Annotated in this window: 20 protein-coding genes and 1 riboswitch; of the genes, 4 read left to right on the forward strand and 16 right to left on the reverse strand. The window is 29.3% G+C overall.

The features are described 5' to 3' along the window. Nucleotides 1–95 precede the first annotated feature (95 nt). The 7 genes from PZA12_RS20685 to hflX form a co-directional block, all read right to left on the reverse strand. On the reverse strand, nucleotides 96–848 hold the full coding sequence (locus tag PZA12_RS20685; protein WP_103697526.1) for a prepilin peptidase: 753 nt from the start codon (nucleotides 846–848) through the stop codon (nucleotides 96–98). A 240-nt stretch (nucleotides 849–1088) separates the two neighbouring features. Further along, a riboswitch (cyclic di-GMP riboswitch) is annotated at nucleotides 1089–1171 on the reverse strand. Nucleotides 1172–1735: 564 nt separating this feature from the next. After that, on the reverse strand, nucleotides 1736–2473 hold the full coding sequence (locus PZA12_RS20690; RefSeq protein ID WP_103697527.1) for a YebC/PmpR family DNA-binding transcriptional regulator: 738 nt from the start codon (nucleotides 2471–2473) through the stop codon (nucleotides 1736–1738). Between the two features lie 869 nt (nucleotides 2474–3342). Further along, nucleotides 3343–3990, reverse strand: coding sequence for a YigZ family protein (locus tag PZA12_RS20695; RefSeq protein ID WP_077841744.1), 648 nt, complete (start codon nucleotides 3988–3990; stop codon nucleotides 3343–3345). Nucleotides 3991–4384: 394 nt separating this feature from the next. Then, complete coding sequence (locus tag PZA12_RS20700; RefSeq protein ID WP_103697528.1) at nucleotides 4385–5821, reverse strand: PLP-dependent aminotransferase family protein; 1437 nt, start codon at nucleotides 5819–5821, stop codon at nucleotides 4385–4387. Nucleotides 5822–5848: 27 nt separating this feature from the next. Then, nucleotides 5849–6769 (reverse strand): nucleotidyltransferase domain-containing protein, encoded by a 921-nt coding sequence (locus tag PZA12_RS20705; protein ID WP_023973250.1) that lies wholly within the window; start codon nucleotides 6767–6769, stop codon nucleotides 5849–5851. A 527-nt stretch (nucleotides 6770–7296) separates the two neighbouring features. After that, on the reverse strand, nucleotides 7297–7839 hold the full coding sequence (locus PZA12_RS20710; RefSeq protein ID WP_023973251.1) for a hypothetical protein: 543 nt from the start codon (nucleotides 7837–7839) through the stop codon (nucleotides 7297–7299). A gap of 81 nt (nucleotides 7840–7920) precedes the next feature. Further along, complete coding sequence (gene hflX / locus PZA12_RS20715) at nucleotides 7921–9711, reverse strand: GTPase HflX (RefSeq protein WP_039769539.1); 1791 nt, start codon at nucleotides 9709–9711, stop codon at nucleotides 7921–7923. A 660-nt stretch (nucleotides 9712–10371) separates the two neighbouring features. Between hflX and hpt the strand changes: the two genes are divergently transcribed. Beyond that, nucleotides 10372–10893 carry a hypoxanthine phosphoribosyltransferase gene (gene hpt / locus PZA12_RS20720; protein ID WP_023973253.1) on the forward strand — a complete coding sequence of 174 codons (522 nt, stop codon included), beginning with the start codon at nucleotides 10372–10374 and terminating at the stop codon, nucleotides 10891–10893. A 203-nt stretch (nucleotides 10894–11096) separates the two neighbouring features. Beyond that, a complete protein-coding gene (locus PZA12_RS20725) occupies nucleotides 11097–11441 on the forward strand; it encodes a four helix bundle protein (RefSeq protein WP_087701135.1) in 345 nt (114 codons plus the stop codon). A gap of 75 nt (nucleotides 11442–11516) precedes the next feature. Here PZA12_RS20725 and yunB read toward each other — a convergent pair whose 3' ends face one another. Beyond that, on the reverse strand, nucleotides 11517–12173 hold the full coding sequence (gene yunB / locus PZA12_RS20730) for a sporulation protein YunB (protein ID WP_077868600.1): 657 nt from the start codon (nucleotides 12171–12173) through the stop codon (nucleotides 11517–11519). A gap of 106 nt (nucleotides 12174–12279) precedes the next feature. Here yunB and PZA12_RS20735 point away from each other — a divergent pair, with 106 nt between their 5' ends. Beyond that, complete coding sequence (locus tag PZA12_RS20735; protein WP_103697529.1) at nucleotides 12280–14754, forward strand: transglycosylase domain-containing protein; 2475 nt, start codon at nucleotides 12280–12282, stop codon at nucleotides 14752–14754. 95 nt (nucleotides 14755–14849) lie between these two features. Here the strand turns inward: PZA12_RS20735 and PZA12_RS20740 are convergent, their stop codons facing one another. From PZA12_RS20740 to ndk, 4 genes are all read right to left on the reverse strand, one after another. Next, nucleotides 14850–15710 carry a YcdB/YcdC domain-containing protein gene (locus PZA12_RS20740; RefSeq protein WP_012060388.1) on the reverse strand — a complete coding sequence of 287 codons (861 nt, stop codon included), beginning with the start codon at nucleotides 15708–15710 and terminating at the stop codon, nucleotides 14850–14852. Nucleotides 15711–16445: 735 nt separating this feature from the next. Next, a complete protein-coding gene (locus PZA12_RS20745; RefSeq protein WP_171786255.1) occupies nucleotides 16446–16742 on the reverse strand; it encodes a group II intron maturase-specific domain-containing protein in 297 nt (98 codons plus the stop codon). Nucleotides 16743–16874: 132 nt separating this feature from the next. After that, nucleotides 16875–17789 carry a group II intron reverse transcriptase/maturase gene (ltrA, locus tag PZA12_RS20750; protein ID WP_012059836.1) on the reverse strand — a complete coding sequence of 305 codons (915 nt, stop codon included), beginning with the start codon at nucleotides 17787–17789 and terminating at the stop codon, nucleotides 16875–16877. Nucleotides 17790–18462: 673 nt separating this feature from the next. Continuing rightward, nucleotides 18463–18870: a nucleoside-diphosphate kinase gene (ndk, locus tag PZA12_RS20755; protein ID WP_103697530.1), complete on the reverse strand. Its 408-nt coding sequence runs from the start codon at nucleotides 18868–18870 to the stop codon at nucleotides 18463–18465. 437 nt (nucleotides 18871–19307) lie between these two features. Here ndk and PZA12_RS20760 point away from each other — a divergent pair, with 437 nt between their 5' ends. Then, nucleotides 19308–19580, forward strand: coding sequence for an acylphosphatase (locus PZA12_RS20760; protein ID WP_039769542.1), 273 nt, complete (start codon nucleotides 19308–19310; stop codon nucleotides 19578–19580). A gap of 667 nt (nucleotides 19581–20247) precedes the next feature. Here PZA12_RS20760 and PZA12_RS20765 read toward each other — a convergent pair. The 4 genes from PZA12_RS20765 to PZA12_RS20780 form a co-directional block, all read right to left on the reverse strand. Next, nucleotides 20248–21630, reverse strand: coding sequence for an IS4-like element ISCb2 family transposase (locus tag PZA12_RS20765; RefSeq protein WP_103697531.1), 1383 nt, complete (start codon nucleotides 21628–21630; stop codon nucleotides 20248–20250). A gap of 174 nt (nucleotides 21631–21804) precedes the next feature. After that, nucleotides 21805–22539 carry a phosphatase gene (locus PZA12_RS20770; RefSeq protein ID WP_103697532.1) on the reverse strand — a complete coding sequence of 245 codons (735 nt, stop codon included), beginning with the start codon at nucleotides 22537–22539 and terminating at the stop codon, nucleotides 21805–21807. A gap of 526 nt (nucleotides 22540–23065) precedes the next feature. Beyond that, nucleotides 23066–25267 carry a cellulose biosynthesis cyclic di-GMP-binding regulatory protein BcsB gene (locus PZA12_RS20775; RefSeq protein ID WP_103697533.1) on the reverse strand — a complete coding sequence of 734 codons (2202 nt, stop codon included), beginning with the start codon at nucleotides 25265–25267 and terminating at the stop codon, nucleotides 23066–23068. An 11-nt stretch (nucleotides 25268–25278) separates the two neighbouring features. Continuing rightward, entirely contained in the window at nucleotides 25279–26532 is a 1254-nt protein-coding gene (locus PZA12_RS20780) for a glycosyltransferase (protein WP_039769550.1), read from the reverse strand. Nucleotides 26533–26536: the final 4 nt, after the last annotated feature.

Raw genomic sequence — 26536 nt, forward strand, 5'->3', positions numbered from 1 at the left:
ATGAATTATGTATAAAATGCGGCATAGCACCTTATAATTAGTATAAGTTTGCTATATGATTTTCACAAGTAAAGTTATTGTAAAAAAGTATATCTTTACAACAACAAATTCCAATAAACTTTTAATATTTCTGCTCCGTAGAGCATTGAAATCAAACTTCCTATTGCTATAAAAGGACCAAACGCTATCTTTTCTTTTGCTTTCTTTAATTTTAATATTAAAACAATTATTCCTATTATTCCACCTAATACAATTGCTAGAAATAAGCCTAATAAAATTCCTTTAACTCCCAGGAATAATCCACACACAGTCGCAATTTCAATATCACCTTCACCCATTCCCCTTGTTAAAAACACTATTAATCCTATTATTATTGCTCCTAGTATTCCTCCTAGAATTAAATCTAGAACATTATTCTTATATAAAGCATATTGTAATAATATAAATAAAATGCCAACTATTCCTCCAAAAATCGTAGTACTTGTAAATACAAACTGCGTGTCAAAATCTATAGCGCTAATTACGATTAAAAGAGATACCAAAATACAATATTTTATGGTAATCAGATCTAATCCAAACTTTGCGTATACAATTAAATACAGCAATCCATTTAAGATTTCTATAAGAGGATATCTTATAGATATTTTTTCACCACAATACCTACATTTTCCTCTAAGAAATATATAGCTAAATACAGGTACTAGATCTAGTGGATTTAAGTTATGTTTACAGGTTGTACAATGAGACGGCGGAAAAGCAATTGATTTTTCTATAGGAATTCTATAAATACAAACATTTAAAAAACTACCTATAACTAGTCCTAAAATACATATTAATGTATAATCCAAAAAATCACCTCTCATTGTATATTTTAATATTATTTAACTTTTTTGTAAACGTTGTTGTGTATAAATTTGTATCTTATTCTTATTTTTTCAAAAATATTTAATAAAAATTATATTAAAATAATAAAATTTTCTTTCTTTAAATTTTAATCATAATTAACCAAAGTCTCTCTTTAATATATTATCTCCTTATTTGTAAATGTATTACAAATAATCTTAAAAAATATAAAAACCGGCCTTTATAAATATAAAGGTCGGTTGCACTACTAACTCACCATATATAAAGTGCCCAGTTAAAATATATGGTTCAAAGTTTCCTTATAACAAAATATACTTGCTTTTTCTTTTATTTCTTACATAACATATTAAATACAGCTAATATATGCCGTAGTAATTATACCATAATGATCATTATTTGGTCTATCTTGTTTAAAACTTTTCTTCTAAAAATAGTAATAATTATTTACTGGATAGTTCTAGATTTTTTATCACTCTTCATATAAGGATTTAAGCTAATTGCCCTCTATATTTCCATTCCATAATACCATGTTTACAAAAAATTTACAACTATTGAATAATATTGTTAATCATGTTTTATATATCTACACCAGAAGATCTTAGTTTGCAATCAAAAAAGAATTAGGCAATTGAATTTACAACATAATTTCTTATTAATTATTTATCATTTTATTTTAAAAAATATAATAACCAACTAGTGATAGCTTGGCTGGTACAATAAGCTATCCTTTCCTTTTACAATTAATAAATCTACAAGTAACAAAAAAAACACCTCCAATATCAATTAACTATGTATATCAATATTGAAAGTGTTATTATTTAATAAGTATATCATCCAGAGCTTTTTATAATTTAAAAGCGCCTAAAACAGCTTATTCATCCCATCCCTCAGGGAATTCAGCGTTGTGGTACACCTCTTGAACGTCGTCATCGTCATCAAGTAAGTCTAACATCTTTTGGAATTTCTTAGCATCAGCTTCATCTATTGCTGTGTATGTATCTGGAATCATCTTAACTGAAGCTTCTAAGAATTCAATACCTTGTGCTTCTAATGCTTCTCTAACTGTTCCGAACTCTTCAGGTGCAGTTGTTACTACAAATACTTCTTCTTCTGATGCGAAATCTTCTGCACCAGCATCTAAGGCAATCATCATTAATTCATCTTCATCTTTATCTTCTTTTTCAATGACAATTTCACCTTTTTCTTGGAACATAAATGATACACAACCTGATGTACCCATGTTTCCGCCGCCTTTTGTAAATGCACTTCTTACATTTCCAGCAGATCTATTTTTATTATCAGTAAGAGTTTCAACTATTACAGCTACTCCACTAGGTCCATAACCTTCATAAACTATATTTTCATAATTAACTGCTGATAATTCACCAGATGCCTTTTTAATTGCTTTTGAAATAGTATCATTAGGCATGTTTGCTGCCTTGGCTTTTGCAACTACATCTCTTAATTTTGCATTTGTATCTTGATTAGCTCCACCATTTTTAACAGCCATCACAATTTCTTTACCTATCTTAGTAAAAATCTTACCTCTTTTTGCATCTGTCTTGCCCTTTTTTGCTTGAATGTTATGCCACTTTGAGTGTCCTGACATATGTTTTCCTCCTTACTTTATTCGTAATAATTATCTATGTTTTTATAAATATATATTGCAATTAAGTCCCTATACCTTGATCTTATTTTAACACTTGATTTACTAAGTTTTGAATATAGCTTCATGTTAACAATATATATAATATCTATTTGTAACGATTCTTATTACAAGTTATTCATTTAATTAATGATTTTTTCTTTAAAATACAAAATCCAACAGCTATTATACCACATTTTACATAAGTTCACAATTATCCTATTACCAAATAATTCTCTATAATATTTATTAAAATATAAAATTTACATTGCAATTGAATCTCCATCCTTTTACTCTATCTGATTAATGACTTAGTTCATTGTAATATGCCTAAATCTAAGTTTCATGTTATAAAAAATTTATTGTTAGAACTAAATTTTTACTTTGAAATAAAAATCTCCAGAAGTAGTTAATTATGAATAATAAATTTTATAATCAGCTTGTATTCTCATTCTTTTACGAAGTGTTTCGCTGAGCTTTAAATACGTAACTATAGACATTCCAATTATTAATTAGACTTATTCTGTGAACATATTTCCATATTTACTGTATATAAATGATTATCTTTAGCTAGAAATCATAAATATATTTGTGGAGAAAACATTTGAAAATGAGCTGTTAAAGGTTCTTAGCTGTAGGTTGTTCCATTTTAGCTTGTCAAACTGAAAGTTGGAACATGCTAAAGTGGATACAACCTGCCGCTTAGAACCTTCAGCGATATTTTCATAGCTTTTCGGAATCAAAATATTTATGATTTCGGCAAGTTACCACATAAGTCTAGTTTTAAAGTTGGATATCTATAAGCAACGAACCATAATCCTAGAGTACTCTAATTATATTTTCAAGTATAATCTATTTCCTTCTTTAAAATATATGTCCTCTTCACTTTTTCTAACTATTACTTTTCCGTTAGTAACTTCTACAATCTCGTTTTCTATATCTTCAGCCATTAACTTTTCAGCTAATATATTAACAATCACTTTATCGCTGTATTCAGTATCTTCTATATGCCAAGAATTTTGACCGCATGTATATTGAACTTTTCCAAAAAGATCATATTCCATTTCAAAACTTAGTTTCAGTCCTTCAACCTTTTCCACTACACCAGCTGATTTTATTGCGATGCTGGCACCTTTTGTATAAGCTCTAGTTAAACCACCTGCCCCTAAAAGTATTCCCCCAAAATATCTCGTAACAACTACTGCACAATCTGTCACTCTACTTTTTTTCATCACTTCAAGAATTGGTATTCCTGCTGTTCCCTGTGGTTCGCCATCATCTGAGTACCTTTGAATATTCATGTCTTTTCCGATTATATATGCTGAGCAATTATGCCTTGCTTGCTTGTGCATATTCTTTATCTCATTTATAAAAGCTTTAGCTTCCTCTTCATTTTCCACCCTTTTTGCATAACCAATAAACTCTGACTTCTTTTCTTCAAATCTATCTTCACCAAAGTCTTTTACTGTAATGTACGACATATCAATCTAGCTCCTTTTCAATCTCAAATCAGAATATATAGTACGCATATTGATTTAAAACAATTTTATACATACTTAAATAATTAGAATATTATAATACCTTCCTATGCTGCATTTTTACTGCATATTCTTAAGAATATATATTGTACAGAATATATATTCTAATATTGTTTAAAATATATATTCTAAAATTCTTAAGAATATTAGCATAAAGTGAAACCTAGCTTCAGAGAGAGTTTTTTATGTGCACCTTGATGGTAAATCTGCCATTAAAGGTTAGTTAAACTTATCTCGGATTGTGCCACTTTTATCTACCACTTTAATAGAAGATTGGAGTGTTACAGTGGTTAAACATCAGATAAAATTATTAGTAAAAATATCTCCCTAAGTAATTTCACTTCTCAACTCTAAGTTCCTTAGCCAAAATTAATTCTTCCTTAAGTATTTTCATACCTTTCTCAATCTTTTCCTTATCGGTTTGATAAAAGGCTATCCTAAAAGAATCTTGTCCATCATTTTGTGATGTAAAGAACATAGCCCCTGGAGTAATATATATATTTTTCTTTTTAAGTTTTATAAAAAGTTCTTTAGTATTAATCTTAAATTCATCTTTTAAAGTTATATAAAAATTTAATCCACCTTTTGGATCATTGTAGGTTAACATATCTTTAAATTCACTATCTAGAATTGTTTTTAAATGCGTATACCTTTTTATATATTCATCATTTAGATTTTTAATATTCTTTTTCCACTTATTACTCGAAATATATAATTCCAGAGCCCTCTGCATTAAACTTGAAGTAGTTATATCTGTATTGTGCTTTGAATTTTGAAGAGTTTCACTGAATACTTCTGGTGCAACTAAGTATCCTAATCTTATTCCTGGAAGAAATATTTTCGAAAAACTTTTTATATAAATTACCCTATCATTTTTATCAAGCCATTTAAACGGCACATATTCTAATGAATTTTCATATATAAGTTCCGATAGATAATCATCTTCAATTATGTAAAAATCATAAATTTCTGCAAGATCTAAAATTCTCTTCTTCTTTTCTATACTATAACTTACTCCTGTTGGATTTTGAAAATAACTCATTGTATAAAAACACTTTATTTCGTTTTTCTGTAATATCTTTTCAAATTTATTTAAGTTTATTCCATCTTCATCAATTGGCACTTCAAACAAATTAACTTTTCTCCATTTAAATACTGATAATGCTCCTACATATGTTGGCTTTTCAACTATTATATTATCATTTATATTTAATATTCCTTTAGATGCTATATCAATTCCTTGTTGAGCACCTGATATAATTATTATGTCTTCATCGTTTAATTTATTATTCCAAAATACTTTATTTATAGTATAAATAAGATTAGTATATCCATTTCTGTTGTCTGAAAGTAATGCATTTGCTCCATCTCTTTCTAAAACTTCATTTATAATTCCTTTTAAATCATCAATAGGGAATAGCACTTCCCCTGTAGTCTCCCCAGTAAAATCTATTACATCAGTTAAATCTCCCATGGATATCTTTTTTAATGCATTTGAATATTCTTTTCTAAAATTTGAAGCAACTTCTTTTCTTTTTGCATAACTACCGCTTCCTACCTTTTGATAGGCATAACCTTCTGATTTAAGCTTATTGTATGCACTAACTATAGTGACATTGTTTACGCCTAATTTTTTTGACAGCTCTCTTATTGTTGGAAGTTTGTCTCCTTCTTTTATCTTTCTTTTATCAATTAAACTTTTTATATAATTAGCTACTTGAATATACTTAGGGATATCATCATCTTTAAACGCAAAATCTTTATAAATATCCATAAAACTCTCCTTTAATTGATTGTAAGACTATTTTTTTGATTGTGCCTCATAACTCTTGTATGAATACACATTCTCTCTGACTAACTTTTCATTAGAAGGCAAATCCAAATTTTTAGTATCTTTCATTATTAATTTTCTCTTGTATAATTCCTTTAGTATATCTTCTATTTTTATATTAAATTCCTTGAACTCATCACTGTTTTTTATTTCAAAGGAGCTTAAAAATGCATTTTTTTCATATAAATAATCCAGTAAAGACTTAGCGGCCTCATTTATATTTTCATCTAGAAAATTCTCGATATAATCTACAGCGTTTTGTATATTTTCCTTTGCGCATTTATCATTAAACAAATTATCAACTATAACATTAAATTTATTATTTAAGTTTATAGCCATTTTTACTGCGTCTTTACTTACAGTGTATCCATTTAAATTTAAATATAACTTAGCAAAACTATCTAGAGCTCTTATTAAAACTTCATAAGATGTAAAAACACTATTGTTTTGCAAATACTTTTTAGTTACTCTAATATCTTTTATAACATTACCTAAATACACCAAGTTCCAAGTTTCTCTGTATTTATCTAAACTATATTTGGCTTTATTAAAAATGCTCTCAATTTCATCATCTCTTGAAAATATTATTTTAGAAGATATTAGTAAGTTCCTTATAACTCCCTTATTCCCATTACTTTCGTATAGTTCCAAAAAGCTTTCTTTATTTAGGACCTTTATATGTACCGGTACCCCTAGTATTTCAGAATATATGTCTCTAACATTATCAAATATATCCTTATATACAATGAATAAATCTATGTCAGATTCCTCCCAAAGATCACCGCTAATTATGCTTCCAAATGCAAATATAGCCAACACTTTTTTATTGGTCTTCAATACATTTATTAACTTTTCAGAGGATTTCTGATATTCTAATATGGATTTTGACACTTAATTTCACCTTCTTTTACTAAGACATTGTATACTTTGTTTATCAGATGGCTATCACCTAAAGCATTTATTCATTTTAATTAAAAAATAACAGTTGCAAGCTTCTTGAGATCTTGCCTTTTAAGGCATAAGTACAATTAAATTCTAGATAAAGCTTAATCACATCTGAATCAAAGTTTTACTTTATAACAAACTTACTAACATTATAACGTAAAGAAATATTTATTTAAAGGTACTACTTTACAGTACTATTCAAATCCATAATATTCGAAGAACAAAATCGCAGGCGACTGTGGAGCCGGAGATTTTTTCACGCATCTGCCTTTTCGAACGCATGTGAGAAAAATCTGCACATCAGAAATAGCAGCTCTGCTGCATATAAGAACATTTTATGCAGGCGAATATATTTTCTTTTTTATTCTCTTTTAAAAGCCAGCCTTCTAAATCAGCCTTTCTTATAAGTTATCCACAGATTATCCAACAATATAATTTCCTAGAGAATAAAAAAAGATTCTTAAATATAATATCTAAGAATCTTCTGTTCTATTCACAAATGGCGGACAATCTTTATCCATTTTCTTTATCTGATGTATGTAAATCTTCAAACGCCTGCTTAATGACTCTAATATCTGATTAAGTTCGTGATTCATTTCATAAACAAGCTCCAATGATTCCCTTAGTTCTTTTCTCTCACCAAAAGTATTACTTTGTATTACCTGTGCAACTCCTGCTATATTTAAAGATGATATAGAGATAAAGTATAATGCATCAAGTAAAGGACGTACCTCTCTAGTAAAATAAGTTAAACTTATCTGCTCGACTCTAATTGAAGCAACATTAGTTTGAGCTGCACTTATTTGTGCTATTGCTGTACTCATATTTGATAATTGCGTTAATACTTGATTCTGCATATCTCTTAGTTCATTATTTAAATCCGATGATACATTTTCATTACCAGCGGCATCAGTCGCATTAGCACCTGTACTTCCCTGATTCAATGCCCTCTGAGCAGTTCTTAGGGATCTTGCGCTTCTAGGATCTAATTGATTTAATGGTCCACTTGTTTCCATAAACTATAGTCTCCTATAACAATTCTTATTTAAGTATATTACGGAAGAACTATATTTATTATTATATTTAATCAGTTAACCTTATATCTTAGCGTATTCCTGAGTTTTGTTAAAAACTTCATCATCTACTTCTGCTACCATATATGTTCCATTATCTTTATATTCTTCTTCAAGTATTCTAGCATTTCTATGTAAGAAAGATTGAATATCGCCTTTCTCATAAGGTATTAAATACTCTACTTTTCTATAATTATATGGCAATTTTTCCTCAATTAAACTTAGCAATTTATCTAAATTTATTTTTTCTTTAGCCGAAATTTCTATTACATCAAAATTTCCTACTGCAAATTCTTTAATTCGCGCTTTTTGTTCTTCAGTAGCTTTATCTATTTTATTTAAAACTAATATTGTTTCTTTATCTATAGCCCCAAGCTCACTTAAAACTTCATTTACAGCATTATATTGATCTATTGCACTATCTGAAGATACATCTATTACATGGCATAGAAGATCTGAAAATATAACTTCTTCTAAAGTTGATTTAAATGCTTCCACCAAATCATGTGGTAATTTCCTTACAAAACCAACTGTGTCTGTAAGAGTTATTACTCCTTTTTTACTTAGAGTTACAGCTCTTGTTGTAGTATCTAATGTTGCAAAAAGCATATTTGCTTCAAATACTTTTTCCTTAGTTTTATTTTCATTTTTTGCTGCCAAATCACAAAGTGTATTTCTTAAAGTTGATTTTCCTGCATTAGTATATCCAACTAAAGATACTTTAGGAATATTTTCTTTTCTTCTCTTTTCTCTTTGTACTTCTCTAGTTCTTTTTATTTTCTTAAGCTCATCTTTTAAATCATATATTGTTTCCATTATATGTCTTCTATCTGTTTCAAGCTTCTTTTCTCCAGGTCCTCTAGTTCCTATACCACCACCTGTTCTAGATAATATAGTTCCGAGTCCCTGTAATCTACCTAATCTATATTTCAACTGAGCTAGCTCTACTTGAATTTTTGATTCTTTAGTTTTAGCCCTTGTTGCAAATATTTCTAATATTAATGTTGTTCTATCTATTACTTTGGCTCCTAATGCAGCTTCTAAATTTCTAACTTGAGATCCTGAAAGCTCATCATCAAATATTATTACATTAGCTCTTTCTACCTGCCTCATAGAAGCAATTTCCAACACTTTACCTCGTCCAATAAAGTATGCTGCATCAATTTTACTTCTGCTTTGGAATACAGTTTTTAAAACAGGTATGTTGCAGGCTTCTGTAAGCTCTGCTAATTCCTCTAGACTTTCTTTTGTATCAGAACCAACTAATATTGCTTTTTCTTCTGTTTCCTCTATGACATCATTGTTCTTAATTAAATTTTCTATAAATCTTATCCTATCTAAAATATTTATAGACATAATTTCATTTAAAGAAAGATTACTTTTTTCTTCTGTTTCTAATTTATTGTTATATAAACTAAGCATTCCCAAAGAAAAATCTATTATATTACCATCTGTTATAGCCACTGATATAATTGCATCTAGCTTTAATTTTAATAGAGCTGTTAAATCTAGCGCTGAAAGATTACAATAACCATTTGGATGAGTATGTATAACTCTAACACCTGATAATCTCTTTTCATCTATATCTATTATTGGAACCTCAACAGATGTAGAATCTCCAATTGCAACAGATGTGACATTACCTTTTCTATTTATAGCTACACTGATTTCTCTTTCAATAAAACTAGAAACTCTAGAAATAATATTTAAAATTTCTTCATTACATATTTCATCCTTTAAATTTCTTATAGAATAAATATTCTCTAACTCTTCTATTAAAGATTTTCTAATTCCTTCAATATTTCCATATATCATATAAACACCTCACATTAGCCAAGGGATATTTAAGAAAATAACAAACCAGTATGTTTATCTATCTCGTGTCATACTGGATCGTTAGGTTTACCTTGATAGTTCTTTATAAGTTAAACCTTCCTACTTTCCTGACGCAAAATATACATATTAGAAAAGAGCCTGTATGTTGCACATAAGAACTTTTCATTACATCTTTAACTCGCTATTTTCCTCATATCCCTATCTTGACAACTTTCATATAATTTTATACTATTAATTCATTAATTATAACTTTAATAATCTACACTTGACAATATACATTTTATAAATTTAGAGTAAATTATCACATAACTTGAAAAATATGCACAATTTATAAATACCTATGAATGTTTTATCTGTAATCATATATATATTGCAGAAATAATTCTTCATCATAATTCTAAGAATATTGCAAGAATTTTAGCCGTAATTGTGAATTGTGAAATGTGCATTGTGAATTGCAACATATATATTATGTATTCTAAAAAATTAAATTCATCAAAAATAAATTTAAACTATCAGTTATTGTAAACCAAATAGAATGAATTATATTATTTTAGAACTTATATGCTAATAATAAGCTGTGTATTTTTAAGGAAATGTGTACATTTGAAAAATAAATATAAAAGGAGTTTTTTAAACATGGAAGATAAGAAACGTAACATTCTTTTTTCTGAAGAACAAATTAATACAAGAATAAAGGAATTAGGAAAAACTATTGCTGAAGATTATAAAGGTAAAAAACTTTACATTTTATCTTTACTTCGTGGAAGTTTTATCTATGCTGCTGATTTAGCTAGAGCTATAGATTTAGATGCTAAAATAGGATTTATGACTACATCAAGCTACGGACATAGCGAAACATCTTCTGGGTCTGTTAAAGTAGTTAATGATATCTCTGATAATATTGAAGGATGGGACGTTCTTATAGTTGATGATATAGTTGATACTGGAATTACAATGGATTTCGTTTATAATTACATAAAAGGTTTGAACCCAGCTTCTGTAAAGACTTGTGTTCTTCTTGATAAACCTTCTCGTAGAAAAGTACATATACAACCTGATTACTGCTGTTTTGAAATTGACGATGTATTTGTAGTTGGATACGGATTAAACTACGGGGATTATTATAGAAATGTTCCTTACGTATTTAATTGGGAATAAAAAAAAGAACCTCACGGTTCTTTTTTTATTCCAATTCACAATTCACAATTCACAATTCACAATTAAAAAAATCCCTTCGGGATTTTTTTAATTTTCCGTTCTTAAATTTCCTACAGAACTTTGTTCCTTAATTGCAAATTGTTTAAATCTTTTTACCTTGTCAATAATTATGATATCAAAAAAAAATTAGGATGGTGATTTAAATAGACGCTAATATCATTGCCACTAAGTCTTTTGATTTTGCTCTTGATATAATAGATTTATACAAATTTTTAATCCGTGATAAACAAGAGTATATTTTATCTAAACAATTATTGAGATCTGGAACAAGCATTGGAGCTAATGTAAAGGAGGGTATTCGTGGTTTTAGTAAGTCTGATTTTAGATTTAAAATGAATATAGCTTTAAAAGAAGCAAATGAAACCGAGTATTGGATAGAATTACTTATTAAATCAAGTACCATTGAGCAGATTATTGGAAACCCTATATTATTAAAATGTAGAGAATTATGTAAAATTCTAAATAGCATAGTTAAGAATTCGATTTAAAAAGAAATAAGATAAGGCGAAGCCTTGTCTTATTTCTTCTTACATTGTGAATTGTTCATTATAAATTGTGAATTGCTAATTATTTTGTTCATTTGTAGGAAATCCAAGAGTTGTATTTGGTATTTTTCCAACTATGATTGTGTCTGAAACCGGAACTTGTGTGCTCACCTCAGCATCTTGATTCCTTAGTGGAAGTCTAAGCCTGATTTTAGCTGTAACATTTAAGTATATCTTATGCCTAGTTTGATTAATTCCAGCACTTTCAAATTTAGATTCATAACTTGTACTTATATTTCCTATAGGCTCTATCTCAACACTTATCTTAGGGCCAACATTATAAAAGGCACTTTTATCACTCATCCAGCCTAAAGGAACTTTTATTGCATTGTTCTTCATATCACTTAATTCTTTATTACATTCTGTAGACAATTCAGCTGCTATATAATTCAATTTTCCAGTATCCGCTTGAATTAAAATTATATTGCCTTGGTTGTCTTTTTCAATTTTTACCATCTCATCATACTTAAAATCTTTTGATAAAATATCTACACTTTTTTTATTTATTATATCTAATGTTTGGGACTTTGCCATTATTGTCGCTATTTCTGTCACAGAGGGCATGACCCTTTGATCAAAAAACATTACAGTTATGTTTAAAATGACAATAATAACTATAATAAGTACTATAAATGATATGTATTTATGCGTTTTTCGTCTTGTATAATATTGCATTGTCAACACCTTTATTATTGAGTTATTTATTTAATCATACTATAATTATGCTATAATGATATAGAATATTATTAAATTATATACCTTGTAATTTTAGGAGGATAAAATGGCAATTAATGATAACGTGAAAAAACCAAACAATGCCCCACGAAAAAAAAAGCCATCTAAAAAGAAGAAAAAGAAATCAAAAAAAATTTTTAAGGGCATATGTTTTGGTTTTATATTTTGTTTTCTTGCAATGTTAGTAGTATGTGCAGGTTATGCTTTTGCTATTATAAAAACTACGCCTCCTCTAAATGTCGATGCTGTATTAACTTTAAACCAACCTTCCAGTATATATGATAGTGCTGGGGACTTTATGGATAATATGCAGACTGATGAGGAGCGTTACGTTATAGATTCAAGCAAAATACCATCTAACTTAAAAAATGCTTTTGTATCCATCGAGGATGAAAGATTCTACCAACATAATGGAATAGACATTCAGAGAATTGTAGGTGCAGCTTTTTTAGATGCAAAGAGATTTGTTACTGGACAAAAAGGACTACATGGAGCATCTACACTAACTCAACAATTACTTAAAAACACAATTTTAACTAATGATGTTTCTCTTGAAAGAAAGATAAAGGAAGCTTATTTAGCTATTAATTTAGAAAAGGCATTAACAAAGGATCAAATTTTAACAGCTTATTTGAACACGATCCCCCTAGGTGGTCATGTGTATGGAGTGGAGGCTGCATCTTTATTATATTTTGGTAAAAGCACACCCGATTTATCTTTGATTGAATGTGCATATCTAGCCGGAATTACTCAAGCTCCAAGTTCATATAGTGCTTATAACAATCAAAAGGATCCAAGTCCTTATATTAATAGAACACTTACTGTTTTAAGTCAGATGCATAAGCTTCAATATATTGATGACGCTCAATATGATAAGGCCGCTAACGATGTTAAAAATGGTGGTCTAGTATTTAAATCAATTAAAAAGGATTATAGATTAAATTATGAATGGTTTGTATATCCTGCTGTGTCTCAGGTAAAAGAAGACCTAAAGGAAAAATATAAATATTCAGATGAAGAAGTATCTAAATTAATGGTTAATGGTGGTCTTAAAATCTATACAACCATGGATAAAGATCTTCAAGATTTTACCCAATCTACTTTAGATAATTATAAAAACTTAGGAATTAATAACAAGGAAAGCTACGATAAAGATGGTGTTCCTTTATTACAAGCGTCCGCAACAATAATGGATTACAGAAATGGTCATGTTCTTGCAATGGTTGGGGGACGTGGTAAACAAGGTCCGCAATCAATAAATAGAGCTTATAATGATTTGCGTCCTATCGGATCATCTACAAAACCATTAACGGTATATGGTCCTGGTATAGATCAAAAAATTATAACTGCTGCAACACCTATAAATGATGCACCAATACCTCCTGAAATCGGAAAGAAGTATTCTCCAGCAAAAGATGGTCCTTATAATCCTCTAAATTCCCCTAATGAATATTCAGGACTTATGACCTCAAGAGATGCTCTTACGCATTCAAAGAATACTGGTGCAGTTTTAACAGAAGATAAGATCGGTATGAAAACTGGTATTGAATACGGTGAAAAGCTTGGCCTAAAGTATAACGCTGCTTCTAAGTCATCAATGGCAGCTGTTGCTTTAGGACAATTCAATAACTCTCCAAGTGATAGGGACGGTGGTAATACATCTATTTTAGCTGCTGCATATGGCAGCTTTGGTAATAACGGTATATATACAGAGCCTATGCTATATACAAAAGTAGTTGATTCTACAGGTAAAGTTTTACTTGATAATACTTCGCCAAAACAAGCAAAAGTTTTTTCACCACAAGCTGCATATATTCTATATGATATGTTAAAAGGACCAGTAAATGAATACAATGCTACTGGTGCAAAGTGGGGCAATATGCCTGTTTCTGGTAAAACTGGTACTACTTCTAATTCCACAGATTTATGGTTTGCAGGACTTTCACCTTACTTATCAGCTTCTGTTTGGATTGGATATGATAATCCTAAAGAACTCCATGGTAGTTCAAGTGGGTGCGCTGTTGTTTGGGGAAAATTAATGGCTAAAGCTCATGCAAAGTTAGAGGTAAAAGATATAGAAGAGCCTAGCGGAATAGTAAAAGCTAGTGTTTGTAAGGATTCTGGTGAACTTTCAACCCTTTTCTGTAATTTTGACCTTAGAGGAAGCAGGGTTTATGAAGAATTATTCATCGATGGAACACAACCAACTTCAAATTGCACAATACACTCTGGCACTAATCGATATAATTTTAATAACGGATCTTCGGCTAATTTAAACCCTGCAGATAATAATTCAAATTCGGGTAATGCCCCAGCAGATTCCGAGACTCCTCCTGCAACTAATAATGACGCACTAGCTCCACCTGTCGTTGGTAGTACGGAACCTTCACAGAAAACTGAAAATAATAATGAGAATAATAATTCAAATTCTAATAATGCTAGCACTGGTGGTAACAAGAATACTACACATAATTCTTACGGACCTGGTAGTAACAATCAGCATCCACCAACAAATAATTAAATAGCTCAAGTATATTATGAATTTGCTAAATTTTAAATTTCTATAAAATGAAAAAAGATAGAGGATAATCAAATATCAGATTATCCTCTATCTTTTTATTTATTTGTAATAACTTCTTTTTCAGCGCCATCTTTTAATATATTTAAAACATTACCGCTCTCAGCGCTAATAAAAAACTTCCAACTAATATTTGCCTCCTTATCATTTTTACCATCTATAGTTACAATGTAACAGACTTCATATATTGGATTTTTTTCTTTTTCCATTCTATTATCTGCATAAACTAAATCAGTTTCATCTTTAACTACAGTTTCTTTATTGTATTTTTCAAAAGAGTCAACGGATATTTTTTTTGCTTCTCCACTAGAAATATTTATTACAGGATCTTTACATTCCCTTTGCATTGTAGAGTTGGAATACCCATCTAGAAATCCACTTTCTTTATCAATATTTAATTTTATTTCATCGAAATAAAACGGATATCCATTCTTTTGCTTTGTATATATGAATGAGTAATATGGCAGCTTTTTAGCATCCTCATTGCTATTAATTGTCTTTAAGACCACTTCTCCATCATATATGTTCTTTAAGTACCCTTCTGCTAAAGTTCTAGCATCTTGTAAATTAATTTTTGTTGCATTTGCTGGAATTTCTTTTTTTGCAAAACCTATTACATTATTATCTTTATCTAAATCTATACCAAAACCTTGAGTTACTATACTTCTATGAACTAATTCATTCTGACTATTTAGCGTCCTTCTTCTTTCATATTTTATAGATTCTAAATTTTGTTCAGTATTTATTGCATTAATTGAATATAACCTAGCCATAAAATCCTTAGATGCCCTAATATCTTTTGCACCTGGACCAATCAGATTATACAGTATTATGACTATTATTATGATGAGACAAACTAAAATTATTCCCCCTATAATACTCGCTTTCCTTAACTTCATTAATTACCTCCCTTGCAGACTTAACATTGCTATTCTATTTTATTATACCATATTTTTATACTAGTCACATTCAAAAAAATAACAATTCCATCTGTTCCAACAGCCAATCCAAATTTAATTCATCAGAGCCTTATTTAGACTATTAGACACTACAAACTGAATAATTTTATAAAGAATGACTATATAATTTAGAACTCATATATGTTGCAATTCAAAATGCACATTTCACAATTACAACTAAAATTCTTATAGTATTTTCGGAATTATTATGAAGGATTATTTTCGTAATATATATTAGAACTTTGTACTTTCAATTTCCATGGTGTTCAACTTCAAAACTAGATTTATTAGATGAATATATTTGTAAAATTTCTAATACTTTAAGCTCGTATCTTAACTAGAAATCATAAATATATTTGTGTAGAAAACATTTGAAAATGAGCTGTTAAAGGTTCTTAGCTGTAGGTTGTTCCATTTTAGCTTGTGAAGTGAGAGTCCAAAATTTTATTTTGGGTTCTCGAACTTCCTCAGCAAATGTAATGAGTCGAGCTTCCCTAGGAAAGTTGGAGCATGCTAAAGTGGATACACCCTGCTGCTTAGAACCTTCAGCAATATTTTCATAGCTTTTCGGAACAAAATATTTATGATTTGGTAAGTAGACTAGGGAATCACTTCCCTAACCCCTCTCAGAACCGTACGTGCGGATTTCCCGCATACGGCTCCCCACATTATAATTCACAGTATATATGATATATCTTCTTTTAAGTTGAAAATATTAACATATATTTTAGCTTTAGGTATTTTGAAGCACTCAAACATAGTGTCAAAACTTCTCCAGTTATAACTTCTTTTCTGACTTCTTTTGTTTAGCCATTTAAAAGTTAGTTTTCTTACTAAATATCTGAAAGTTGCGAGACTTAAACTGTTGTCAGTGATTCCGTAATACCTATAATATCCTATTAGTCTCTGTGTCAGTTTCTCCATTAATAATGTGAGCGGCACTGTTCTATTATTCTTTAACCATTCATTCAATCTCTTTATGCTAGCTCCAAATTTCTTTGAGCTAGTCTTCCTCTTAACTCTAAAACTTCCATTCTTTCTGCAACTGCAGAAGTGTGTAAATCCTAGAAAATCAAAAGTTCTATCTTTATATGATTCTAACTTTCATGCTCTCTTGAATTTTCTATCATAGTAGGCATTCTTACCGAAATATAATATTTTAGTTTTATCTTCAGCTACCTGCAAGTTAAATTTGTCTAATCTGTTTTTCAATGCTTCATAGAAAGCTTTCGCTTCGTCTTCATACTGAAAACAGCAAACAAAATCATCCGCATAGCGTACTATGTACGCCTGTCCTTTACACTTCTTTTTGATAAAGTTATTAAACCATATATCTAAAACATAATGTAAATAAATGTTTGCTAATGTTGGAGATATTATTCCCCCTTGTGGAGTTCCTTCATATACTTTATAAAACTTTCCGTTTTCCATTATTCCAGTTTTCAAAAATCTACCTATATATCTAAGTAAGTTCTTGTCTGCAATCCTGTGTTCAAGAAATTTCATCAACCACTTGTGGTCAACATTATCAAAGAATCCTTTAATATCAGCATCTACAACATAATTCACATTCTTTTCAGATAAATATACATTTAAGATTTTAAGAGCATCATGACAACTTCTATTTTGTCTAAACCCAAAAGAACTATCAATGAAATCTTGTTCATATATTGATTTTAATATTTTATTAATGGCTAATTGTACAACTTTGTCTTCATATGCCGGTATACCTAGAGGTCTTTTCTTGTTTGAACCAGACTTATCTATGTATACTCTCCTTACAGGCTGCGGTCTATATTTAAAAGTCTTCATTCTAATTAGTAGATTATCAATATTATTCTCTAAGTTAGTTTCATATTCTTCCTTTGTTACCTTATCCACTCCTGTAGCCTTATTTCCGCTCAGTTCATAATGGCATAAAATTAGCATTTCCTTGTTAACTAAATGCATTAGTGATGTAAATTTCTCTTTAGGATTATTTCCAGCTATTTCTGCTATCCTCTCAAGTTTTGTGTACATTTTTTTCCTCCTCTGTGTGAGAATTTCTGTTTCTCTTTTCAAGGTCTATAATATGTTACACCCTTCCCTCCATGGTCATTACTCATTTCTTCAGTACTATGGTGTAATCCGACTACTCATTATCATTTGAATACCTCTGATTTCTAATCATTGTTTTCCATACTCTGAAGTCAGAGAATAATGAGTCCTCCCAAGTTGACGTACTATATCAATGTATACCATGCTACACCTTAAAACCACGAGAAAGCACAGATATTCTTGCAATAATGATTATCTATGTTCTGACTTCTAATTTACCGATATTATCGTCCTTTCTGACTTTGTGATAATTTCGTGGCTAGTAGTTTCAGCATTCGCTTGCGGCCTGGTACCTTGTTTGTCTACACTTAACTTATTACATCGCCATAATAAGCCCAAGACTAACTAATGACTGGTTGCTGGCCTTTGTCATGCAGGATTCCCACCTGCTATATAGTAATAATGAGGAAGGTTAGCCCTCATTATCTTTTACGCCCTTGCTTGGCGTACCGGTAAGTTACCACATAAATTTAGTTTTACAGTTGGATATCTATATTCTCCACACACAAAAAGGCCTACTTTAAATACTAATTGTATTCTAAGTAGGCCTTTTTAAATCTAATATTCAATTATTCATTCATTTAAAGTCCGTATTTTATATTTCTGGAAACCATAAATCAATTTCTTCTTTAGCACTTTCTACAGTGTCTGATGCATGAACACAATTTTCTGTCTTACTTCTAGCATATCTATGTCTTATTGTTCCTTCTTCTGCATCTGTTGGACTAGTTGCTCCATTAATCTTTCTTATTCTTGCTACAGCATCTTCACCTTGCAATATTAATGCACATAGTGGGCTCCTTGTTATAAACGTTATAAGTTCCTCATAAAAGTCTTTTCCTTTATGTTGACTATAATGCTTTTCAGCAATTTCTCTTGTAGCTCTCATAAGCTTTAGGGCTACTATTTTTAAACCATTATCTTCATAACAACTTAAAATATTTCCTATTATATTTCTTTCTACTCCATCTGGTTTAACTAATACTACGCTTCTTTCAATCATACGAAGACCTCCATATAGTGTAATTAATTCATATTATTCCCTAATATATATACATTATACTAAAGATTCTGAAAATTTTAAATACTTTTGTGATTATCATCTAATTTTTAGATGTATTATGATATAATAAAAAAATAAATAATGAAATATATGTTAAGTTATATGAATCACTATAGCTAGGAACAATCAAATAAATAACAAGTATATTTGCCATCCTATTTTACATCATTGGAAGCTCGACTCACATGCGCTCACTGAGTATTCACAGAGTAAGCGGCCATCATCAAATCACAGATTTGAATGTCTGCTTAACTAATTCACACCAAATCATAGATTTGGTTTCTCTGCTCATCAGCAAATTGACCTAATAGGCCTGATATGAGAAAAACATATTTTATCAAAAGTATCGATTTATAAAGGAATTGGAGGATAAACACATGATTAGATATTCAGCAATAGTACAAGGAAGAGTACAAGGTGTTGGTTTTAGATATTTTATTCAACTTACAGCTTGCAAACTAAATTTAACTGGTTGGTGTAGGAATCTTATGAACGGAAATGTAGAAATTGAGGTTCAAGGACTAGAAACTAATGTCTTATCTTTCGTTTCCGAAATAAAAAAAGGAAATGGATTTGCTAAAGTTTCCGATATAGATTTAAATATACTTCCAGTATTAGATGGTGAAAAAAAGTTTTCAATTAAATATTAGTCAAAAAATAGAATGTATACATAACCCAACTAATACCTGAACTTATACAGATAACTCTCCGAAATGAATAACATACTTTTGTTCCAGTTTCTAGGTAATTCTGATGGGTGATTCTAAGTCTATAAAGTTGCATCCAAAGTGCTAGCCTCAAAGAATAAGCGCTCACAGAGAAAGTTCGAAGAACGAAATATAAAATTTCGATTCTCACTTTTTGAACTAGCACATTTGGAACAACTTATAGCCAAAGAATCACATCCATCATAATTACCAATGAAACATTCCACAAAAGTATATTACTCATTTCTATCTGGAGGATATTTCATAGTTTACGTATAGTTTATGATTGGGTATCCATACTATAGATATCCAACCCAAAAGATATACCTATACTTTAATCTTTGTGAATTATACTAGAAATTAGATACATGTTTGAGAAAGCGGCATTTGAAATTGAGTTGTGATAGTTCTTAGTTGAAGGTTGTTCCATTTTCTGCTTGTCCTAAACTTGTTTTTGGAGCATGCAGAAATGAGTTCAACCTTCCACTTAGAACTATCCAGCGAAAATTTCACTAGTCCGCTGGAACAAATTTGTATCTAATTTCGGTTTTCCCACACATAAATATAATTTTAAATTTGGATATCCATACGCGTAAAGCTTAACCAGTAATCACCAAATTGTAGGGGGAAGAGAGTAGCTCATTAATTTTCCCTCTGTAGTTTGGCGTTTTCTTTTTTCTCGCTTACAGCTCCTTCCTAAACTTACTAGTATCTCATATATTATTTCCAAGTTTTCCTTTTTAGGAATGAAATTAAGGCATATTTCTTTAAGTTTACTTCCTATAGTTGAATATATCATAAGCATACTTATTTCTCTATTTTCTTCTGTTTTATACTTAAAATACAATTCAGAATAAACTGTATTTATTAGCAAAGTTATTATCAATCTACCATAAAGCAAACAATTTAAGTAATCAATTCCTGCTGATTTGACATAGTCAATCTTTCCGTAGCTTTTCCAGCATTTAAATAAGAGTTCTATTTGCCATCTTAACCTATAAATATCAAGGAGCATGTCCACATCGGCTTGTTCTTTTTCAATGTTTGTTATCATAATAACCCAGCTCATCAGTTCCTTGTCAATTTTCTTTGGGGCTCTTCCTTGAGCTTTTGCTTTTTCTCTAGCCCTTCGGATTCGCAAATTCACAATTTCTTCTGGTAATCTTTTTCCTATTACTCTAAATTCTTCTCTATTATTTTGTTTCATTCCAACATATAAATAAGTATCTATAACACCGCTCGATTTCTTTAAGAAATCAATCATTTCAACTTTTTCAAAATTCCCTTTTTTATAATTTTCTTTATAAAGTGCAGTATTATATTTAATTTTACTAAGAAAAAAAGCAGATTTCTTTTCAAGCATTTTAAAACACTTTTTATCGAAATATCCTAAATCAACTAATAGAATTTCATTAGTGTTAATTTTGTCCGCCAAAGTTTTCATATATGAATTATCATTTGTTGTGCCATCCTCAAATTCAAATGTTTCAATCTGCTTACTTTTGAAACTATATACTGTTTGTATTTTCATTTCAGATGCCGACTTATCTTCTGAAAAACCTTTATAAAAATCTCTTAACGAGTCATTTAGCTTGATTAAGCTACTATCGCAGATTTTTATATCATTAAAGGCTTTAAATATTTCAATGTGATTGTGTTTAATGCTCTTAATTATTTCATCCTCAATAATATTTGTAAGAATAGTTTTTAAAAAGTTTGAACCTGCCTTGAGCTTATTTTCTATAGCTTGCCTAGACACTTTCAAATTAGGGTTTATATCTTCACAAAAATTTGCTATATTTCTTAATGACGGATTTTCAAGACTATAAACTCCAAAAGTAAATGCTTTAAAAAATGTAAATCCATCCAATTTACTATTTCTTTGTGTAAATCCAGTAGTCACGGCGGTTTTTGTTATTAATCTTTTTGAAAAAAGATTAATAATTTTCTTAATTTTATCCATACTACTTAATGAATTTAAATTAATTTTCATTAAAAGTCATTCCTTTCTTTTTTGTGTTTATTGTTAGGAATGACTTTTTTTATTATTTTTATAACTGTTAATATATGATTTAACTGTAAAAATACTCATTAGCTTTACGCGTATGTTTGGATATCTATAAGAATTTAGCTTATCATACATTCTATTGTTTAATTTCTATTGCAATTATTCTACTTCTAAATCTTTTATTCTACCTTTTTTCTTTAATCTCAATAATAATTCCTTTGGATCATTATTTATTATAAGTTCTTCCGGGAATTCTATTGATTCTAGCATATTAATAGCTTCTGTAAATTCCCCAATACGAGTACAAAAGTGCGCATCACTATTTATTATTAGCTTAGCCTCGTGTTCCTTACATAGCGATGCTATTTTTGTACAATTACCTAAACTTCCAATTCTAGATGTTGTAAATGAGCTATTGTTAATTTCTATTAAAACATCATTTTCCTTAGCACACTTTATTACTTCTTCAAAGTCAACTGGAACTCCTGGATTTCCAAGATGACCAATTATATCAACTTTTCCACTCTTTATTACGTTTATAAAAGCTTGTGTATTTTCTGCAATATTTCCAACTTTGTAAACTTCATCATGTATACTTCCAATTACAATGTCCAATTTCTCTAATGTTAAATCATCCATGTCTAAGCTTCCATCATAATCAATTATGTTAGCCTCAGTTCCATAAAGCATTGTAACTCCAAAAAGTTCTCTTGGCAGCACCTTATAATTATTGAAATACCATATATGCGGAGAATGTGGCATAGTAATTCCGTGCTCTGTAGTACCAAGCACCTTTATTCCTTTCTCCGAAGCAGCTTTTGCATTTTCCATTAAGGTTGAGTAAGCATGGCCGCTTGCTATAGTATGAGTATGCACATCTAATGCATATTTCATTATATCACCCCATTTATCTATTTTTGGTAAAACTATATATGTTGCAAAAATAATTCTTCATCGTAATTCTAAAAATATTACAAGAACTTTAGCTGTAATTGTGCATTGTGAAATGTGAATTGTACATTACAACAAATATAGTTTATAAAGTATTTAATTATTATTTTTCTCAATTACTATGTTATCATATTTAAATTTTTATTCAAATACGATCAGACCTCCGAAAACATTTACTTAAAAATAATTAAAAGTTGGATGTATTCATAAACATAAAATAACAAATACAAAATACTATAATTATTTTTCATCATAGGTATATTGTTTTCTTATATGCTCTATTAGTTCAATATACTTAGCTGAGATGTAGTTAAGTTATACAACTATAATTCCCCAACAGAACAGAATATGATATTAATTGAATTGTGTCAAACAGAACGACTGTTAATGCGAACAATGCAAATTACTATACAGAGCCTTATTGTTATAGAATCAGTATTATGAAAAATAAACTCAACATACTAACTTATTATTTTTTATTGTATCGTCTTCTTCTACTTCCTATTTTACCTTTATCGCTCTTGTCTTTGCTTTTGTTTTTATATAAATATAGAACTATAGCAATTACTGCAAATATTATAAACAAACCTATTATTATAAGCATTATCTTAGCATTGCCGCCTAATTCCTCTACCTTTTCATAAACTGGCTTTGTAGTTTCTTTTTTCATTTTATATGTTTTAATATTCCCCTCTTCATCTATTATTGCGCAGTCTCCATTAAGTTTTTGAAACATCTCCGTTACACTTAAATAATCTAGAGAGTCCTCTAATACTTTATTATCTGGTGAGGTTAATACAAGCATTGCCTTTTGGCTGTTGTATTTTGATATATCAAATTGGAAATTTGCAATCTTATAGCTAAAAGGTTCTGTTAATTGAAGCTTTTCGTTTGATAAAAATTTTGAATAGCTTTCATCATACTTAAACCATAATTTATCATTTATCTCTGGAATTAATTTATTAGTTTTTGGTGTTCCATAGACTATTATATTTTTCTTTTTATCATCAGCTGTCACATTTGAATTACTGATAACTTTAAAATCTCCATTATTGTAGGTAACATCTTTTCCTAAAAAACCAATAACTTTTTCTAATGAATTCATTTCTTTAGAACTTAGACTATCTGGAACAATCATTGCAGTATCATTAAACATTTCGTCTTTTACGAATGGTGCACTGTAACTTGAAAAATAATATCCTTCCGTATCGTTATCACCAATATATAAATACGAATCTCTTGTAACAAGGGCCCAAGGCATATCCTCTTCTCTTTTTTCACAATATGTATCTTTTAAAATTAAATCAAAACCAAGCTTTATATCTAAATAGTTTGTGTAACTTATATCATTTGGTAAACTAAGCTCCAATTCATCATTTAAAGCCTTACCCTTATCAAGTTTTTTACTTCCTATAGGTGTATTATTAACGTACACTGTAACTAAAGATTTATCAAAATCAAGATTATCTGAATATCTCATAAAAATTTTAAGCTTATCGCTTTGAGAAAAAACCTTATTTTTAGGAATACTATAGCTTATTCCAGCTTCTCTTCTAAAAACACCTTTTAACTGTATTTCTCCAATTCCCATACTATCAAAAGTGATTTTTCCACTTTTAGTATCTGGAACTGTATCTACCTTTAAATCTTTATTTACTTTATAAGTATCACCACTTAACTGAGATATTAACTCTTGGTTTCCCAGTGCTTTAACTCCTCTTATTAAGTTGTCATCATCATTACACAAAATCATCATGTTTTTAATATTTGTATTTTTTGAATACAATGAATTTGATATTTTTATAAGACATTCATCACTTTGATCATTTTCTTCTGTATACTCATTAGGAAAACTATTAAATTTTCCAATAAATATATTATTGGTATTTTCTCCTTTTTGAAAATCTCCATACTTAGTTATACTTATTTTATTTTCATATTTATCATTTAGTTTTTGTAAATATGAATTTAAGATGTATGCAGCACTAAGCTCTGAATCAGTGTAATCATCTGGAATTATAATTAATAAATCCTCTAAATCACTATCATTATCATGATTTTTTAAAAATGGATATGGAAAATCAGATATTTTATTATTGGAAATAATATTGTTAAAGGTTGTTTTTATGTTAGTACCATCTTTTATTACAAACCAATTAGCTGAATTAACATCATCTACACATGGGTCCTCAGATGATCTTAAGTAAGCTTCTATTTTTAATTCACTAGATCCAGTTTTTATTAGCTCCTTTGGTATAGATACCGTTAACTGCTGAACCTCTGAATCTGCTCTGTAATAAACTTTTTGAGAATAAAAAGGCGTTCCATTAACGGATAATTTTATATAGGAATTTTTACTATTATCAATTAATTGATTTATAGAAAAATTCATTTGAACTTCAGCTTTAGTATTTTCCCACCATTTATCTACATTGAAATATATACTATGACTTGAAAAAGTTCCATTAACGGATATGTCATTACTTAAACTATAAGTTTTTATACTTTCAGTTGTTTCTATATTATTTCCTTCAGATGCAGCAAATACTTCAGCACCTGTATTAAATATCAAAATCGCTGTAGAAAAAATAAAACACACGAAAAAAAATAATACTCCAAAGATGTGCTTTTCATTGTTCCTCATTACTTTATTTGAAATATATCCTTTCATGCTGCTCCTCCTTAAGAAAATCTTTCTGTCTTATACCACTTTGCTTCCTTTTTCAATACAACATCCCTTATATAATTGTAAAAACCAGCCACCGAAACTATAGCCCACATTTTGCAATAAGTAAAATAGCTTAAAAATATAATCAATACATTTTTTACATTCAATTCTCCTTTTTCCGTTGAAATTGCTACCATTACTGATAAGACAAATACTAATAATGCCATAAACCATAAAATAATCTCATACCCTCCAATATGAAGTTCAATTAAATTTGCTCCTCCAAGCAAAAATAAACAGTCTGATATTACACTTGCAGATAAAAAAAAGAAATAAACCAAAGTATAATATAGAATATCAAATTTTGTCACTCCTGCTTCTAATCCAAATAAATATTTCAGATTTTTTATTACCACATATATATTTCCTTTTGCCCATCTGTTTCTCTGCTTAAACCATACTTTAATAGTTTGAGGCTCCTGTTCATAAGTTACTGCAAGAGGCATAAATTTTATTTTATATCCCATTCTGTAAATTCTAAAGCTGACTTCTGTATCTTCTGTTATAGCTTTTGTATCCCAACCTCCCATTTCTTCCATCACTTCTCTTCTAACTACAAAATTAGTTCCTGGAATGGTGCAAAGTTTAAGCATATACCATCTTCCTGCCTGCGCCATCCATTGATATGTAAGAGTTTCTATATTAACAAAGTTTGTAAGTAAATTTACATCCTTATTTCTGCATCTAAACTTTCCAATAACTGCTCCCAATTTCTTATCTTTTATCAAAGTCTGCACCAAATACTTAAGAGCATTTTTATCAGGAGTATTATCTGCATCATAAACCGCTAAAATTTCTCCCTTGCTTCTTTGAAGACCTATGTTTAAAGCATTTGATTTTCCTTTTCCCCCTATTATATTATCAGTATTAATCACTATAAGATTTCTGCCATAATAAGTTTTTTGGACATTTTCAAGTACATCTTTAGAATTGTCGCTTGAATTATCATTTATTACTATAATTTCATATTTATCATTTGGATAATCCAATTCTAACAAAGAAATTACTGTCTTTTTTATTACTACAGCTTCATTATGAGCTGGAACTAATATTGATACAAATGGATAGCTTTCAAGCTCTTCATACATATATTCCTTGTTTACTTTTGAATAATACATATATCCGGCTATTACTAATATCACATTCATAAAAATTGTTATCCATATTACTATGAGTGAATATATAACTAAATAATCTAAAATATTCATACCA

Source organism: Clostridium beijerinckii, assembly GCF_036699995.1.
Lineage (GTDB): Bacteria > Bacillota > Clostridia > Clostridiales > Clostridiaceae > Clostridium > Clostridium helianthi.